Below are 16,127 nucleotides of genomic sequence, written 5' to 3'. Positions count from 1 at the left end.
GACTATTCCAACCCAAACATGTTACATTTTAATCGGATGTAAAAGTTAAAAATCCTTAAGTTTGGCCTCTCTAAAAAGGTTGGGTTTTGAAGGAACATAAAAGAATAATTTTAATGTCGCTAATTACCGGGGCAATCCTCATGGTGATGAAATTTGGCGCCTATTTTTTAACAAACTCTAACTTTGTACTAACTGATGCTGCCGAAAGTATTGTGAACGTCGTAGCAAGCTCGTTCGCGTTCTTCAGCATATACCTGGCCTCGCAACCGCGAGATGAGAACCATCCTTACGGCCACGGTAAGGTGGAGTATTTTTCGGTGTTTATTGAAGGCGCTTTAATAGGTATCGCGGGCCTCATTATCATTTTCAAATCAACTTATAGTATCTTTTATCCTGAAGTTATTCATGATCTGTTGCTGGGTGCAATTATTATTGGTGTTACAGGTGCTATCAATGGCGGTTTGGGTTATTATATGATCAACAAAGGGAAAACCTTGCGTTCTATCACCATTGAGGCAGATGGCAGGCATTTGCTTACCGATACGGTTACCAGCTGCGGGCTTGTTGTGGGCTTGCTGCTTATTTATTTTACTAAAATACTTTGGCTGGATAGTGTGCTGTCTATCCTGGTAGGCTTTTATATATTATTTACCGGTTATAAACTTATCCGCCGGTCTGTTGCGGGGTTAATGGACGAAACTGACTTTACTATTGTAAATGATGTAGTGCAGGTATTGGGCGAACAACGCCGCGAAGAGTGGATAGATATCCATAACCTTCGCGCCCAAAAATATGGTAACGAGCTGCATATCGATTGCCACCTTACGTTACCCAATTATTTCGATTTGAACCGGGTGCACGAGGAGGTTAAACTGGTAGAGCAATTGGTAAATAGAAATGCCGGAATCGTAACCGAATTTTTTATTCACACCGACCCGTGCCTGCCCTATTGCTGCCACTACTGCAGTATGCCCAATTGCCCCATCAGGAGTGAGGCCAAAACAGAAGATATCCCGTGGACGATGGATAAAGTGATGCGCAACAAAAAGCATTATGAGTAAGAAATTTTTCAACGTACGGGTTTACGGTTTGCTTATTAACGATGCTAACGAAGTATTGATCAGCGACGAGCAGGAATACGGTATGCAATTCACAAAATTCCCCGGTGGGGGATTGGAGTATGGTGAGGGATTGATAGAAGGCCTTAAGCGCGAGTTTATTGAGGAATGTGATACCGAAGTTGAAGTGATCAGCCATTTTTACACGACCGATTTTTTTGTAAAATCGGCCTTTAACGATTCGCAGATCATCAGCGTATACTATCTTGTTAAAGCAGTTTCCGATTTACGTTTTAATACAAAAACGGAGGTGTTTGATTTTGAGGGAGAGGGTGATATTCTACAATCTTTCCGTTGGGTAAAGTTGAGCGATCTTACCGTTGATGCCTTTACCTTCCCAACCGACCAATACGTTGCCGACCTGTTATTAAAAACAATATGAATTTAGCCGAACGCGACCTGAAAGTTATCTGGCACCCCTATACCCAAATGCAAACTGCACAGCCGCCAGTCCCAATTGTTAGGGGCGAGGGCACCTGCCTGTACGGCGAGGATGGTAAAAAATATATTGATGCCATATCATCCTGGTGGGTAAATATCCACGGCCACTCTCATCCGTATATCGCCAAAAAGGTTGCACAACAATTGACTGTATTGGAGCACGCCATATTTGCAGGCTTTACCCATCCCGGTGCCGTTGAACTGGCCGAGCGTTTGCTGGCTATATTACCAAACAACCAGGCCAAGGCTTTTTACTCGGATAACGGCTCTACCGCTATCGAAGTCGCCATAAAGATGTGCCTGCAATACTGGCATAACAAAGGCGAGCAGCGTACTAAGATAATGGCGTTTAAAAATGCTTATCATGGTGATACGTTTGGCGCCATGTCGGTAAGCGGCCGAAGTGCCTTTACCGCAGCTTTCGACAGCCTTTTGTTTGAAGTTGAGTTTATTGACCTACCAACCGCCGATAACATTGAGGCGCTGAAAGCTCAGATCTCGGATCTCAAATCTCAGATCTCATCTTTTATATTCGAGCCATTGGTGCAAGGCTCTGCAGGGATGATCATGTATGAGTCAAAGTATCTGGACGAGTTATTGGCCCATTGCAAAAAAGAAGGTGTGCTAACAATTGATGACGAGGTGTTCACAGGCTTTGGCCGCACCGGGAAACCTTTTGCATGCAACCATGTGCAAACACAGCCGGATATCATGTGCTTTTCCAAAGGGCTTACTGGTGGTACTATGGCTTTCGGGCTTACAACCTGTACGCAGGCAATTTACGATGCTTTCTTGTCTGATGATAAAATGAAGACCCTTTTTCACGGGCATTCTTACACCGCCAACCCAATAGCCTGCGCGGCAGCCCTGGCAAGTTTAGACTTGTTCCTGGATCCAACAACCCAACAAAATATTGACCGGATAGCTACTATGCACATGGTTTTTGCAGAGAAGGTTAAAGGCCATAAATCCATACGTACCACCCGCCAAACAGGTACCATACTGGCACTGGAATGGGAAACGGGTAACAATACATCTTACTTTAGCGGCTTGCGAGATAGGCTGTACCATTACTTTTTAGACAAAGGAATAATTATGCGGCCCTTGGGTAACATTATTTACATTTTACCCCCATATTGCATAACTGATACCGAACTCGATTACATTTACACCACCATTGGGCAAGCCCTTGATGAGATCTAAACTATGGAACTAAACACAATATTACCTCAGATAATTGCCGATAACCAGCTGCACGCGCGTTGGTTAAATACACTATCGCTAATGGAGAACACGGGTGCCCGTAAGATCTCTGCAAGCGAAGACCCGGCTACGGTTACATACATCATACTAAAACACGCTGCCGAAGAACATCGCCATGCGTTCTACCTAAAAAAGCAGATAGAAAAAACAGGTAAAGAATTACCAACCTATGCTGCGCAATACCTGATTGCCCCCGCGTTCAGTAAATACTATTTGAACCAATTGGATATCGATGTGTGCCGTTACCTGAAAAAGGAACTGCACCTAACGGGCGCCGAACTGCGTTTTGCGGCCTACCTTTTAGTAACCTATGCCATTGAAGTACGTGCCGATGAACTTTACCCAATTTACCAGGACGCGCTGGATGCGGTAAACAGTAAAGTCAACGTAAAATCTATTATTTTAGAAGAAGAAGGCCACCTGGAAGAAATGATAAACCAGCTGCAAAAGTTCTCGCCGGATTGGGAGGGCCACGCGCAAAAAGCCGTTGATATGGAAACCCGCCTGTTTGGGCAATGGGTTAACAGCCTTTCATCAGAATTGAATTAAGATCTCGATCCACATAAAAAACAAAGCCCGATAGTCTACAACTACCGGGCTTTAATATTATAAAACGGTTGGCTTAGTTACCGCCGCCGCTCATTGATTTTAGATCATCCATCGTGATCTTGTCGAAATCAGCAGGAACGCTGAAAGTGCCTTTAGGTACTTTTTGCTCAACAATACTTTTAATGGTTACTTCAGATGCTTGTCCGTTTTGAAAAGTTACATACTGGATAGGGAAACCACCGGCTTTAGCATAAAATTTAGATGCTGAATTTACCGGCAGTGTTACATCGTTGGTAACCCATATGTCGTATGATTTGCTGGTTTTAGGATCGGTTGCGATAACTTTTTTGCAATTGAAGCCATTGATCACCTTGGTTTCGGTGCCGGGTTTGAAATCAAACATTGGCATTTTAGACATTGCTTCTTCAATTTCTGCAGGTGTAGAAATAGCTGCCTTTTTCATTGAGGCAACGGCTACATCAACCAATACGGCCATATAAGTGCCTTTTGAATCGGTTAAAACCTTAATGTTTGCCGGGCCGGTGGTAAAAGAAACAGCAGATGAATCTACGCTGAAGTAATTTTTTGCCTCGATAGCCTGTCCCATAGCGTTCATGCTGATGGTAGCAACACCTTCTTTATAAGCTTTTTGTGCGCTTGCGCTCATAGCTGTTGCGGTAAGTGCAATACCAAAGGCAACAGTAAATAGTTTATTCTTCATAGTTTTAATTTAATTGATACAATTTAGTGTGTAATTAATTCGTGTGCAAGCTTTTTAGGATATTTTTTTAATATTCATGCTGATTAGATACGATACTCACCGATTTGTTACGTTTTAATATCTTATACTTAACGCTGGTCCCCTTTATGTTTTCTTTAAATTTTTCGATGTAGTTATTAGAGTTATCGGCGTTAATAATAACAGTTCTGTCCCTTAACATCGGCATAGCTAAAAATATATTATTACTCACCAATAAATATTTAATACCTGTTTGCTGCGGAATAGACTGGATATTGCTGCCATCGTTTAATAACAGGAGTTTTTTATTTTGAAACGCTACAAGGCCACCCTGTTTTACCAGCCAAGGCAATTTAACTACGTCGGCAATATTGTAAACTTTATAAACGGTTATCCGGCTACTGTCTAATCCCGACTTTATGGCGTACTGAAAGTTCTTGTCCTTTTCGTGCAAGTCGGTAATTACCACACCCCGGCTTCCATTCTTAAAAACGATGCCCGTGTGTTTGCGCAGGTTAAGAAATGTAACGGAACTGGTTTCATCGGCCCTGAGCTTTTTAAAGCTTATACTTATACTGAACACCAGTGTACAAACCAGCGTGGCTTTTATCATCCACTTCCGTTTATCATGCAGGTAATAAAATAGCAGGATAACTATTGCGTACAGTAACAAGTGTTCAGGCTTTGTAAGCCAGATCTTGCCAATGCTTGCATATGGAGATTGTTCTATAAAAGCCAGCACTTTGTTCATCAGCAGGATGCTCTGCTCCAGTAAATAACCCAGCGCTAAGGAAACATAAGGTATCTGTGGAAGTATCAAAAGCAGCAGCCCGCTGTACATGATAATAAATATGGGAATGGTGATTAGCAGGTTACTTACTAAAAAATAAACAGGGAACTGGTGGAAATAATACGCACTGAGCGGAAACGTAAATACCTGCGCCGCGATCGAAACCGAACACGCCAGCCAAACCGTATCCGCTATTTTATTTTTAAAAGTGAACCATTGATATACGATCGGTTGGAAAATCACCAGGCCGCCAACAGCAAGGTAGGAGAGCTGGAACCCGACATCCGTCAATAAAAACGGGTCGTACAATAATAGCCCGAAAGCCGATGCCGCTAAAAGGTTTAAAGTGTTGATGTACCTGCTGTAAGTTTTGCCGGTGATAACCAAACTGATCATCACTGCGGCCCTGCAAACCGCGGGCGAAAAGCCGGTTAGCAAGGCATACACCCAGATCAACACGATAATCAAAACTGCCTTAAAGATCTTACCCCGACGAGTGGTATCGAGAAAGCTTAGTGCCCAGCCCAACAGCAAATAAATAATAGCCACATGCCCGCCCGAAACCGACAGGATATGGATAGTGCCTGTTTTAGAATAAGCCTGCAATACATCATTACTCAAGTCGGCCTTGTAGCCCAATATTAAGGTTGATGCAACCGCGATGGCCGTGGTGTCGTGCATGTTACGCTTAAATTTATCTACCAGGTTCTGCCGTACGCGCAAGGCATGCGCAATCAGCGGATTGGCCTGCCCGGCGGTAATAACCTTGTATTGCCGCGGATAAAAAAATGCTTGGTAGTGTACGTTTTTATTAGCAAGGTATTGCTTGTAATTAAATTCGCCGGGGTTAAACGGCGGGTCGACCAATGTGTAATTTGCCGGTATCAGCAAAGTTTCACCATAAAACAGGTTTTTAGCCAGTTCATCCTTAATAGTGATGAGCAAAGTGCCGGAGGATTTAACAGATCTGCCGCTATCTATCACCTGCCTGATCTCCGCCGTAAAGCGCACAACGCTATCTTTTACTTTCGGCTCAGACGTAATTATGGCCACCAGTTTTTGGGCTTTAGCTTTCGAGAAATGGCTTGCTTTGCCAAGTTCATCATGATCTGTTGTAACAAACCACCCCAGCAAAAACAATATTGGATAAAGCAGCAACCCGCCAAGCCAGCGTGCTTTGTAAATGCGCAGTGGCTTATAGGCTAAATTCAGCCCGATAAATAATAGCGTAAATGCTATCAGCCCTGCTAAAATGTAATTACTGGATGTGTTTAAAAAGAAAAGCGCGCCGGTGATGCCTGCTAAAAAGGGTACGAGTAATACAACAACGGGGATCTCGCCCTTGTGCTTAGCAATCATGGGTTTATTAATCAGCCCCTTTTAGTTAAGCCCTCTCCTTTTGGGAGGGTTTGGTGGGGCCGGAATAAAAATAGAATAATTACAGTTGGTCGCGTACTTCCAGCAGGAATTTTTTCATACTCTCGAGCGAATCTATCACACGCTGGTTATCGCGGGTATCGCCCATGTTGTTCTTCAGGTGGTCTTTTGCTCCCTGCAGGGTGTAGCCTTTGTCGTTTATAAGGTGGAAGATGATCTTAAAATTCTCCAGGTCCTCGGGTGTAAAATAGCGGTTGCCTTTTTTGTTCTTTTTAGGCGTCAGTACATCAAATTCTTTCTCGTAAAAACGTATCAATGATTGATTTACCTCAAACATGGCCGAAACTTCGCCCATTGTATAATACATCTTGCTGATCTCGCGGTCTTTGTAAGGCATATGCAAATGTAAAGTTTTTTACTGTCCAAAAGGAAATTTTACAAAGTTTGGACGTTGCATCTTCATCACGTCATTGCAATGACGGGTGGTAATTAATTCCAAAATTCTATTAATTCAGGTTCAGACAATTTTTTACCTTTGCACACTATGACCGCTAAAGAAATACGCCAGGCTTTTCTTGATTTTTTCGCTTCTAAAGGCCACATTATTGTGCCAAGTGCACCTATTGTTGTAAAAAACGACCCCACCCTGATGTTTACCAACGCAGGGATGAACCAGTTTAAAGATGTGTTTTTGGGCGAAGCGCCTGCTAAAGCCCCGCGCGTTGCCGATACCCAACGCTGCCTGCGTGTTAGCGGCAAGCATAACGACTTGGAAGAGGTGGGTATAGATACCTATCACCACACTATGTTCGAGATGCTGGGCAACTGGAGCTTTGGCGATTACTTTAAAAAAGAAGCCATTGCCTGGAGCTGGGAACTGCTTACCCAAGTTTACAAGCTTGATACGAGCCGCATATATGTTACTTACTTTGAAGGCGACGATAAAGAGGGCCTTGAAAAAGATACCGAGACTTACGATCTGTGGAAACAGTTTGTACCCGAAGACCGCATTTTGCCGGGCAATAAAAAAGATAATTTTTGGGAAATGGGCGAAACAGGCCCCTGCGGACCGTGTTCGGAGATCCACTTTGATAGCCGCCCGGATAACGAGCGTGCCGAAGTTAGCGGTGCTACTTTGGTAAACGCCGACCACGACCAGGTGATAGAAATCTGGAATAACGTGTTCATGCAGTTTAACAGGCTTAAGGATGGCTCGTTACAGCCCTTGCCAAACAAGCACGTAGATACCGGGATGGGCTTTGAGCGTTTGGTGCGTGTGCTACAGGGCAAAACCTCTAATTACGATACGGATGTTTTCCAGCCGATGATCCAGTTCATTGCAGAGAGAAGCGGCAAAAAATACAATAGTGCGGCTAAACCCGGCGATGCCGATTGGAATGATGCCGTAGCCATGCGCGTACTGGCAGATCATATCCGTGCCATAAGCTTTGCTATTGCAGATGGGCAATTGCCTGCAAGCAACAAGGCTGGTTACGTCATCCGCAGGATACTACGCCGCGCGGTACGTTACAGCTACCAAACACTTGATTTAAAAGAACCGTTTTTTAATGAGCTTGTGCCTTTACTGGCAGAGCAATTTAAGGGCGTGTTCGATGAATTATATGCACAGAAAGATTTTGTCCAGAAAGTAATTTTGGAGGAAGAGGTTGCTTTTTTGAGGACACTATCTGCCGGGATAACAAAATTGACGACGGAAATTGTTGTTAATAGTATTATGCCTTCTGATGAACAGTTAAAGGATTACCCTGACTTAAAAAGAAGCACGGTAATCTCGGGTGAAGTTGCATTTGAGTTATCAGACACTTATGGATTCCCGATAGACTTAACAGAACTGATGGCTCGTGAGCAAGGATTTACAGTTGATATGAATGGTTATAATCAAGCCCTTCAAGGCCAAAAACTCCGTTCCCGTGCTGCTACAGCTGTTAGAGCCGGCGACTGGATAGTGCTTCGCGGTGGTGATAATACCGAGTTTGTAGGTTACGATGAAATGTACACCGATTGCGAGATCCTGAAATACCGCAAGGTAACCGCGCAGGGTAAAGAGCAATACCAGATCGTGCTTAACCGTACGCCTTTTTACGCAGAAGGTGGCGGCCAGGTAGGCGATACCGGTAACTTAATGAGCGAATGGTACGACGAAACAAAGGGTAACCTGGGATTCGAAGTAACCGATACAAAAAAAGAGAACGGCCTGATCATCCATTATGCTAACCTGCTGCCGTATTACTCGGTAGAAGCAAATGAATATAAAGAATGGGAATTGCCAAACCCTATGCCAACCCGTTTCCAGGCAGCCATCCATATGGGGAACCGGATCATGACCAATGCCAACCACTCGGCTACGCACTTGCTGCATGCCGCGTTGAAGGAAACTTTGGGCGAACACGTAAACCAAAAAGGCTCATTGGTAAACCCGGATCAGCTGCGTTTCGATTTTTCGCACTTCCAAAAAGTTACCGATGATGATATAGAGGTATTGGAGCGTATCGTTAACCTAAAAGTACGCGAAGCTATCCCATTAAAAGAAGAACGCAGTGTGCGTTATGACGATGCCATTGCCAGCGGCGTTACCGCCCTGTTCGGCGAAAAATATGGCGACCGGGTACGCGTAATAACCTTTGATGATAAATTTAGCAAGGAACTTTGCGGTGGCACACACGTGCAAAACACTGCGGAAATTGGCTTCTTTAAAATAACAGGCGAAAGTGCTGTTGCCGCGGGTGTTCGCCGTATCGAGGCCATCACCAGCTATCATTCGCAAGATTATATCCAGAACCAGGCAAGGCAGATCAAAGGCCTTAAAGAGCTCCTTAAAAACCCTGCCGATCTTTCTAAAAGCATCGAAAGCCTGATAGAGGATAATAACCGCATGAAAAAGGAACTGGAAAAAGCGGTACTGATGAAAGCATCAGGCTTAAAAGACCAGTTGGCTAAAACCGCCGAAGATATCAACGGCATCAACTTCATCGCCCAAAGGGTGGAGTTACCAAGTGCCGATGCCGTTAAAACCCTGGCATATCACCTTAAAGATATCGTTCCTAACCTGTTCCTGGTACTGGCCGCCGATATCAACGGTAAACCAAGCATCACGGTAATGATAGATGAGGCGTTGGTGAAAGATAAAGGCCTGCATGCGGGCAACATCGTAAAAGAGCTGGCTAAGGAAGTTAAAGGTAGGGGTGGCGGTCAGCCATTCTTCGCTACTGCCGGCGGCAGCGATGTTAGCGGTATTGATAATGCTTTGGCAAAAGCCAAAAGCTTTGTACAATAAGCCATACTATCTCCGCGCGCCATCGCTGTGACGGTGGGATTTAGGTTCGGGCCTTCTATGCAGTGCAAACCCTACAAACAGAAAGACCGCTTTATGAGCGGTCTTTCTGTTTTATAGAGGAGTTTATTTAATGTTTCCCGTGGCCTTTTCCGTTCCCATGTCCATTGCCATGTTCATTTCCGTTGTTGCCTTTAACCTTAACGTATTTTACTTTATTGTGTGCGTTGTAAGAGTTACCGCGTATCACAACCTTTTCCTTTGAGCCCTTATATTTGCCGTAACGCACGCGGTCGGTTTCAAAATAAGTATAAGCCCTTGGCCTGTTCACAGCAACTTTATAACCATTATCAAGTCTGTAGTCGCTGTATCTTGCGGGCAGGGAGCTTCTCCAAACCCAGCGGCCACCGTCTAAGTAAACAAATTGTTTCTTGGGTGCATAGTAATAGCTTTCTACATCCGGCAGGTAATAGTAATTTACATTTGAATACTCTGCGGGAGGTGTCCAGCTGCCGATGTTTAAATTGACACTTATTTGTGCTTTAGCTGTGTTAACGGATGCTGCAAGTATAAAAAGGCTTGCAAACACCCCTAAGATTAACTTTTTCATGGTTCTTCAAATAAAATTTAAGTGTGCATTAATAGGTACAAGCTATAGACATATAAATGTTGCAAATGTTTAATTACCTCGATAATAACACAGACGCCTAATTGGCCAAAAGGGTGCATAACAAAAAAGACCGCTTTAATGGCGGTCTTTTTTGTTATATATGAAATTTTGGTTAGTGCTTGCCGCGTCCATGGCCACCACCTTCATGATGCGCTGCCGGGCGGCTAACGCGGGTAACAGTCCTCACATTTGTGCGCGATGGCCTGTTTACAAAGCGGGGGCGGTTCACAACGCGTGCCGGTCTGTTAACATACCTTGTATGGTTTACAACTCTTGCTGGCCTGTTAACATACCTTGTATGGTTTACAACTCGTGCAGGCCTGTTAACATATCTGGTACGGTTTACCACCCTTACCGGGCGGTTAACGTAGTGGTTGCGGTTTACAACCACAGTACGCTGGCTGTAATACCTATCGCGCACAATTACGTTTTTAACACCGCGGTAACGGGCATACCGTGCTCTGTCATAGTTGTAATAACGGTAAGGGTTTGGCCTATAAACAGCCACTTTGTAACCATCGTTAATATTGTAGTAGTTATAACGGGATGGGAGGCTGTTTCGCCACACCCAATTGTTTCCATTCAAATAAACATATTGATGCGTTGGGGCATAATAATAGCTGTTAACATCCGGCAGGTAGTAATAATTTGCATCGGCATATTCTGTCGGCGGGCTCCAGGTGCCCACATTAAGGTTTACGCTTACCTGTGCTTTTGCCGGGGTTACTGATGCCGCCAGGATAAACATCAAGGCAAGCATTCCTAAAATTGTTCTTTTCATAATATTTGTTGTAAGTGCATGTAATTCTGTATACTGATATAACAGACACCTCATTAAATAAAAGGTTTAACAAATTGTTTGCGCAAGCGGTATGCATTTTAAAAAATAGCTATGAAAAACATATATATAAACTATATTTGGCATGTTTCATCAATGCTGAATAACAGCTGAATATTTATATGGCAGTTCTACAAGGCGGCGTGAGTGATAAGTACGAGTTGGTTGTTGGGTTAGAGGTTCACGCGCAGTTATCTACTTTAAGTAAGGCTTTTTCATCAGATTCGGCAGCTTTTGGCGCCGAACCGAACCATCATGTTAGTCCGGTTTCGTTGGGTCACCCGGGTACGTTGCCGCGCATCAATAAACGCATGGTAGAGTATGCTGTAAAAATGGGTTTGGCCTGTAATTGTTCTATCAACCTTCAAAACACCTTCGCACGTAAAAATTACTTTTATGCAGATCTGCCCAAGGGTTTTCAAACCACGCAAGATCAGCAGCCTATCTGCCTTGGCGGTGGCGTTACCGTAAAGTTAGCTGATGGCACTTCAAAAACCATTGCCATCCATCACATTCATATTGAAGATGATGCCGGGAAAAGCTCGCACGATCAGCATGATCATTATTCCCTTATTGACCTGAACAGGGCAGGGGTACCTCTTATCGAGATTGTATCTGAGCCAGACCTGCGCAGTGCCGAAGAAGCCGGGCAGTTCCTGATCGAAATTCGCCGTTTACTGCGTTACCTTGATATTTGTGATGGTAATATGGAAGAAGGCAGCATGCGTTGCGATGCCAATATATCGGTACGTTTAAGGGGCGCGGCTCAATACGGTAACCGTTGCGAGGTAAAAAACCTTAACTCAATCCGTAATGTGCAGCGTGCCATTGAGCATGAATTTGTTCGCCAAATAGAAGTGATAGAAGCAGGCGGCCATATCGACCAAAATACCTTAAACTTTAACGCCGATATCGGCGAAACGTCGGTACTGCGCTCAAAAGAAATGGCGAACGATTACCGCTACTTCCCGGAGCCTGATCTATTGCCTGTGCAAATCACAGAAGCTCAACTGGACGAGATCCGCAGTAAAATGCCGGCATTGCCAAATGAGTTATTCGAAAAATACACCACCAAACTTGGCCTGTCAGATTATGATGCCGGGGTAATTATTGCTGATAAGGATTTTGCCGCTTACTTTGAAACGGTTATAAAACATACATCCAACTACAAATCGGCAGCTAACTGGGTTATGGGGGCTATACGCTCGTACATTAACGATAATAGCATTATCATAGCCGATTTCGCGTTACCGCCACAAAATTTAGCCGATTTGATAAAACTGGTTGATGAAGGCAAAGTAAATAATTCTGTTGCCGCCCAAAAATTATTTCCCGAAATGTTGAAAGGAAATAATAAAACTGCCGACCAATTGGCTAAAGAATTGAATTTGCTGATCAGCGAAGACACCGGCGAGGTTGACGGATTTATCCGCGCAGCGATAGCAAAATACCCCGACAAGGTTGTAGAGTACCAAAAGGGTAAAAAAGGCGTTTTAGGCTTGTTTATGGGCGAAGTGATGAAGCTATCTAAAGGAAAGATAGACCCGCAAAAAACCAATCAGCTTTTGATAAAAGAATTAGAATCTAAATAAAGATCATGAAAAACCGTATTGTTACCTGCCTGGCATTTGTGGCAGCGTTCGCTATTTCGTCGTGCAAGGAAGCTACTACCTTTACTATATCGGGTAAGTTAGATAACGTGGGCAGTATTAAAAAAGTGTACCTGTTAGCTGCAGATAGCGCACAGGTAAGTATAATAGATTCTACGGATGTTAGCGCTGGTAAAGATTTCACCTTTAAACGGTCGGCACCTTACGCTAATTTGTATAAACTGCGAATTGGCGGTAATATTTATGATTTCGTTGCCAAGAACGGGGATGCCATTACTTTTAAGACAGATATCGCAAATGTTAATCACGATTACGAGATAAGCGGTTCCGAAACTTCCGAAAAAATCAAGGAGTTCAATAAAATAAGCAACATGTATGGTGCTAAAAACAGCAAACTATCTGACGAGTACACTAACAAATCGGCCGCGCTGGGTAAAGAGTCGGATTCATTGTTGAAGATATATATCCCGCAATTCCAGAAAAATATTGCTGATTACAGCACAGAGATATTGAAATTTGTTGGCGATAATAAAAAATCGCTTGCAGGTTTCTATGCAGCAACGTCATTAGATCAGTACAAGTACGAGCAGCAAATGGTTGCTTACGCCGATGATATTAAGGACGAATTTAAAGATAACTCTGCCGTGCAAACCTTTTTGCGCCAAATGGCGGTTGTAAAACCGATCTCGGTAGGGCATAAAGCACCGGAGTTTACCATCAAGAGCATTGATGATAAGGAAGTGAAACTATCCGATTATAAAGGTAAATATGTGATGCTTGATTTTTGGGCGTCATGGTGTGGGCCTTGCCGCCAGGAAAACCCTAATGTGGTAAAGCAATACAAAATTTACAAAGATAAAGGCTTTAATATCCTGGGTATTTCGTTGGATATCGAGAAAAAAGACTGGAAGCAGGCTGTCAACGCCGATGGCTTAAGCTGGACGCATGTATCAGATTTACAGCGTTTTGAAGGACCTACAGAAAAGCTCTATCATATTGAAGCTATCCCCTCAAATTTCATTATAGACCCACAGGGAAATATCGTTGCAAAAAATGTTACGGGTGCTGATCTTGAAGAATTTTTAAAGAAAACATTTAAATAACCTGAATTAAAGGTTAACTTATGGTACTATTTAACAATTTGTTAATATTGGCTTAACCGTTAGCTTCTATTAAGCTTATACATTTATGCAAAATTAAATATACATGAGCACCAGCAAACAGAAGATATTAATTGTTGACGACGAGCCCGATATTTTAGAACTGATTGAGTATAACCTTAAGAAAGAAGGCTACCAGGTATATTCGGCACGTAACGGCCAGGAGGCCGTTGCCGAAGCCAAGCGTACTCAGCCCGATCTGATCGTTTTAGATATAATGATGCCCAAAATGGATGGCATAGAAGCATGCCGTATTATGCGCACCATGCCCGAGTTTAAAAACACTTTCATGGTTTTCCTTACCGCCCGCAGCGAAGAGTACTCGGAAATTGCCGGTTTTAACGTAGGTGCCGATGATTATATAGCCAAACCAATTAAGCCACGTGCATTAGTTAGCCGCATCAACGCCATTCTTCGCCGAAACGCACCACCGGAAGAAGTTACCGACAATAAACTTGAAATTGGCGATTTAGTGATAGATCGCGAAGCTTACCTTGTTTATAAAGCAGGTGCTAAAGTTGTATTAGCCAAAAAAGAATTTGAGTTACTATACCTGCTGGCCTCAAAGCCAGGCAAGGTTTATACTCGCGAGGTGATCCTGAAAAATATTTGGGAAGACTCGGTAGTGGTTACCAACCGCACCATTGATGTACACGTACGTAAACTGCGCGAAAAACTTGGAGACGATTGTGTATCTACCGTAAAAGGAGTTGGTTACAAATTTGAAGCATAATTAAAAAGCCTCCGTTGATAAACGGAGGCTTTTTTGTTTAAAATGGCTGAGGGGCTTATTTAGCCGCAGCAACTTTCTTTTTAGGAGTTGCTGCAGTTTTGGTAGTATTAGCTTTCGCCACTGTTGCTTTAGGTGCTGCTGCTTTTTTAACCGCAGCAACCTTGGTTTTTGCTTCGGTGGTAACGGCTTTTGCTTTTGTAGCCGCCTTAGCTTTTACTTCAGTAGCAGTTTTTTTAGCATTGGCAGTAGTAACCTTAGCTTTATCGGTAACCGCTTTAGCCTTGGTCGCGGCAGTAGCTTTTACAGCAGTTGCCTCTTTTTTAGCTTTGTCGGTAGTATCAGCAACTTTTTTAGCTCCCGTTTCCTTTACAGCAGCCGCTTCTTTTTTAGCACTGTCGGTTGTATCAGCAACTTTTTTGGCTACGGTAGCTTTAGCTGAAGCAACTTTTTTATTAGCAGTAGCCTTTTTAGTGGTTACGGATTCTTTAATGTCTTCTATCTTATCTTCTGCTTTGTCTTTCAGGTCTTCGGCAGTTTCTTTTGTGCCGTCCCAAAATTCTTCAATTGTTTCTTTTATCTTCTCGAAAAAGCCTTTTTCTTCGGGCTGTGTTTTTTTTGTGCTCATGTTGTTTTTATTTAGGTATATGATTGTTAGATATTTAACATTGGGGAATAAAATTTGTTTGAGCCTCTCGCCTGGGTAACATTAGTAAGGCCATCGCAATTAAATTATTAACTGTATTTTTACCGGCTATGAAGTTTCCAAAGTTTACCGACCTGATACTGTTTGAAGATGAAGATGTAATTGTGGTGAATAAACCGCCGTTTATCAGTTCGTTAGATGAGCGCGAGGGCGGCGAAATAAATATGCTGCGCCTGGCCAAACAATATACCGAAGATGCACAGATCTGCCACCGCCTTGATAAAGAAACCTCCGGGGCGCTAATTATAGCCAAAAATCCTGAAGCTTACCGTACAGTATCTATGCAGTTTGAAAAACGTAAGGTGAAAAAGGTTTACCACGCGGTTATTGATGGTACCCATGTTTTCGAGGAGTTACTTATAGATCTACCTATACTGAATGTAGGTAAGGGTAACGTTACTATTAGCCGCCAAGAGGGTAAGCGAGCTGAAACCTGGTTCCAATCCTTAAAATATTTTAAACATTATACACTGGTTGAATGCCGCCCGGTTACCGGCCGCATGCACCAGATCAGGATCCACCTGGCTACCCAACGCGCTTCGATAGCAGGAGATGAGATGTATAAAGGCCTGCCTGTTTTCCTTTCTAAACTAAAACGTAAATACATTTTAAGTAAAGACCAAGAGGAATTACCTATCATGAAACGATTTGCCCTGCACGCCTATGAGGTTAGTTTTAAACTGCCATCTGGCAATGACATCACTGTGCACGCGCCGTACCCTAAAGATTTTGAAACGCTGCTTAAATTATTAGAGAAGTTTGACAGCTAAAAAAGGCATTTAAACTTGTAAAATTTATATTACGCAATTGTTTGTATTTACGGTTCTCTGTAGTAGATTTATAG

The 16,127-nt window shown here is 43.2% G+C and carries 15 protein-coding genes; 9 read left to right on the top strand and 6 right to left on the bottom strand.

Annotation, left to right across the window (positions count from 1 at the left end):
• Positions 1–86 precede the first annotated feature (86 nt).
• The 4 genes from ACVW0P_RS13380 to ACVW0P_RS13365 are packed head-to-tail and all read left to right on the top strand — an operon-like array spanning position 87 to position 3,371.
• A complete protein-coding gene (locus ACVW0P_RS13380; protein ID WP_457132554.1) occupies positions 87–1,061 on the top strand; it encodes a cation diffusion facilitator family transporter in 975 nt (324 codons plus the stop codon).
• On the top strand, positions 1,054–1,500 hold the full coding sequence (locus ACVW0P_RS13375; RefSeq protein WP_354430723.1) for an NUDIX domain-containing protein: 447 nt from the start codon (positions 1,054–1,056) through the stop codon (positions 1,498–1,500). The genes ACVW0P_RS13380 and ACVW0P_RS13375 overlap by 8 nt, the downstream gene beginning before the upstream one ends.
• Positions 1,497–2,762: an adenosylmethionine--8-amino-7-oxononanoate transaminase gene (bioA, locus tag ACVW0P_RS13370; protein ID WP_457132553.1), complete on the top strand. Its 1,266-nt coding sequence runs from the start codon at positions 1,497–1,499 to the stop codon at positions 2,760–2,762. Before ACVW0P_RS13375 ends, bioA begins: the two co-directional genes overlap by 4 nt.
• A gap of 3 nt (positions 2,763–2,765) precedes the next feature.
• Positions 2,766–3,371: a hypothetical protein gene (locus tag ACVW0P_RS13365; protein WP_354430721.1), complete on the top strand. Its 606-nt coding sequence runs from the start codon at positions 2,766–2,768 to the stop codon at positions 3,369–3,371.
• Positions 3,372–3,444: 73 nt separating this feature from the next.
• Here the strand turns inward: ACVW0P_RS13365 and ACVW0P_RS13360 are convergent, their stop codons facing one another.
• From ACVW0P_RS13360 to ACVW0P_RS13350, 3 genes are all read right to left on the bottom strand, one after another.
• Positions 3,445–4,092: a DUF4412 domain-containing protein gene (locus ACVW0P_RS13360; protein ID WP_457132552.1), complete on the bottom strand. Its 648-nt coding sequence runs from the start codon at positions 4,090–4,092 to the stop codon at positions 3,445–3,447.
• Between the two features lie 67 nt (positions 4,093–4,159).
• Positions 4,160–6,259: a ComEC/Rec2 family competence protein gene (locus ACVW0P_RS13355; RefSeq protein ID WP_457132551.1), complete on the bottom strand. Its 2,100-nt coding sequence runs from the start codon at positions 6,257–6,259 to the stop codon at positions 4,160–4,162.
• Positions 6,260–6,338: 79 nt separating this feature from the next.
• Complete coding sequence (locus ACVW0P_RS13350) at positions 6,339–6,674, bottom strand: MerR family transcriptional regulator (protein ID WP_457132550.1); 336 nt, start codon at positions 6,672–6,674, stop codon at positions 6,339–6,341.
• A 147-nt stretch (positions 6,675–6,821) separates the two neighbouring features.
• On the opposite strand from ACVW0P_RS13350, the gene alaS reads away from it, so the two are divergent.
• Positions 6,822–9,572 carry an alanine--tRNA ligase gene (alaS, locus tag ACVW0P_RS13345; RefSeq protein WP_457132549.1) on the top strand — a complete coding sequence of 917 codons (2,751 nt, stop codon included), beginning with the start codon at positions 6,822–6,824 and terminating at the stop codon, positions 9,570–9,572.
• A gap of 127 nt (positions 9,573–9,699) precedes the next feature.
• Here alaS and ACVW0P_RS13340 read toward each other — a convergent pair whose 3' ends face one another.
• Positions 9,700–10,179, bottom strand: a complete 480-nt coding sequence (locus tag ACVW0P_RS13340) for a hypothetical protein (protein ID WP_457132548.1) — start codon at positions 10,177–10,179, stop codon at positions 9,700–9,702.
• Positions 10,180–10,351: 172 nt separating this feature from the next.
• The gene (locus ACVW0P_RS13335; RefSeq protein WP_457132547.1) at positions 10,352–11,020 is read right to left on the bottom strand and encodes a hypothetical protein; all 669 of its coding nucleotides are present in this window, start codon (positions 11,018–11,020) and stop codon (positions 10,352–10,354) included.
• 179 nt (positions 11,021–11,199) lie between these two features.
• Here ACVW0P_RS13335 and gatB point away from each other — a divergent pair, with 179 nt between their 5' ends.
• The 3 genes from gatB to ACVW0P_RS13320 all read left to right on the top strand — a co-directional run bounded on the left by gatB (position 11,200) and on the right by ACVW0P_RS13320 (position 14,580).
• Complete coding sequence (gene gatB / locus ACVW0P_RS13330; RefSeq protein ID WP_457132546.1) at positions 11,200–12,669, top strand: Asp-tRNA(Asn)/Glu-tRNA(Gln) amidotransferase subunit GatB; 1,470 nt, start codon at positions 11,200–11,202, stop codon at positions 12,667–12,669.
• A gap of 5 nt (positions 12,670–12,674) precedes the next feature.
• Positions 12,675–13,790, top strand: coding sequence for a redoxin domain-containing protein (locus tag ACVW0P_RS13325; protein WP_457132545.1), 1,116 nt, complete (start codon positions 12,675–12,677; stop codon positions 13,788–13,790).
• A gap of 103 nt (positions 13,791–13,893) precedes the next feature.
• Positions 13,894–14,580: a response regulator transcription factor gene (locus ACVW0P_RS13320; protein WP_354430699.1), complete on the top strand. Its 687-nt coding sequence runs from the start codon at positions 13,894–13,896 to the stop codon at positions 14,578–14,580.
• A gap of 55 nt (positions 14,581–14,635) precedes the next feature.
• Here ACVW0P_RS13320 and ACVW0P_RS13315 read toward each other — a convergent pair whose 3' ends face one another.
• Positions 14,636–15,205 carry a hypothetical protein gene (locus ACVW0P_RS13315; RefSeq protein WP_457132544.1) on the bottom strand — a complete coding sequence of 190 codons (570 nt, stop codon included), beginning with the start codon at positions 15,203–15,205 and terminating at the stop codon, positions 14,636–14,638.
• Between the two features lie 128 nt (positions 15,206–15,333).
• Between ACVW0P_RS13315 and ACVW0P_RS13310 the strand changes: the two genes are divergently transcribed.
• The gene (locus ACVW0P_RS13310; protein ID WP_457132543.1) at positions 15,334–16,053 is read left to right on the top strand and encodes an RluA family pseudouridine synthase; all 720 of its coding nucleotides are present in this window, start codon (positions 15,334–15,336) and stop codon (positions 16,051–16,053) included.
• Positions 16,054–16,127 lie beyond the last annotated feature (74 nt).

The organism is Mucilaginibacter sp. UYNi724, assembly GCF_054057495.1.
The sequence above is the reverse complement of the archived record's forward strand: the minus strand, read 5'-3'. Positions and strand labels throughout refer to the sequence as shown.

What these genes read in the sequence shown, in the direction of transcription:
- ACVW0P_RS13350 (WP_457132550.1), bottom strand. Translation starts at nt 6,674, where the DNA reads ATGCCTTACAAAGACCGCGAGATCAGCAAGATGTATTATACAATGGGC.
- alaS (WP_457132549.1), top strand. Translation starts at nt 6,822, where the DNA reads ATGACCGCTAAAGAAATACGCCAGGCTTTTCTTGATTTTTTCGCTTCT.
- ACVW0P_RS13310 (WP_457132543.1), top strand. Translation starts at nt 15,334, where the DNA reads ATGAAGTTTCCAAAGTTTACCGACCTGATACTGTTTGAAGATGAAGAT.
- ACVW0P_RS13320 (WP_354430699.1), top strand. Translation starts at nt 13,894, where the DNA reads ATGAGCACCAGCAAACAGAAGATATTAATTGTTGACGACGAGCCCGAT.
- ACVW0P_RS13365 (WP_354430721.1), top strand. Translation starts at nt 2,766, where the DNA reads ATGGAACTAAACACAATATTACCTCAGATAATTGCCGATAACCAGCTG.
- ACVW0P_RS13315 (WP_457132544.1), bottom strand. Translation starts at nt 15,205, where the DNA reads ATGAGCACAAAAAAAACACAGCCCGAAGAAAAAGGCTTTTTCGAGAAG.
- ACVW0P_RS13340 (WP_457132548.1), bottom strand. Translation starts at nt 10,179, where the DNA reads ATGAAAAAGTTAATCTTAGGGGTGTTTGCAAGCCTTTTTATACTTGCA.
- bioA (WP_457132553.1), top strand. Translation starts at nt 1,497, where the DNA reads ATGAATTTAGCCGAACGCGACCTGAAAGTTATCTGGCACCCCTATACC.
- ACVW0P_RS13355 (WP_457132551.1), bottom strand. Translation starts at nt 6,259, where the DNA reads ATGATTGCTAAGCACAAGGGCGAGATCCCCGTTGTTGTATTACTCGTA.
- ACVW0P_RS13335 (WP_457132547.1), bottom strand. Translation starts at nt 11,020, where the DNA reads ATGAAAAGAACAATTTTAGGAATGCTTGCCTTGATGTTTATCCTGGCG.
- ACVW0P_RS13325 (WP_457132545.1), top strand. Translation starts at nt 12,675, where the DNA reads ATGAAAAACCGTATTGTTACCTGCCTGGCATTTGTGGCAGCGTTCGCT.
- ACVW0P_RS13375 (WP_354430723.1), top strand. Translation starts at nt 1,054, where the DNA reads ATGAGTAAGAAATTTTTCAACGTACGGGTTTACGGTTTGCTTATTAAC.
- ACVW0P_RS13360 (WP_457132552.1), bottom strand. Translation starts at nt 4,092, where the DNA reads ATGAAGAATAAACTATTTACTGTTGCCTTTGGTATTGCACTTACCGCA.
- gatB (WP_457132546.1), top strand. Translation starts at nt 11,200, where the DNA reads ATGGCAGTTCTACAAGGCGGCGTGAGTGATAAGTACGAGTTGGTTGTT.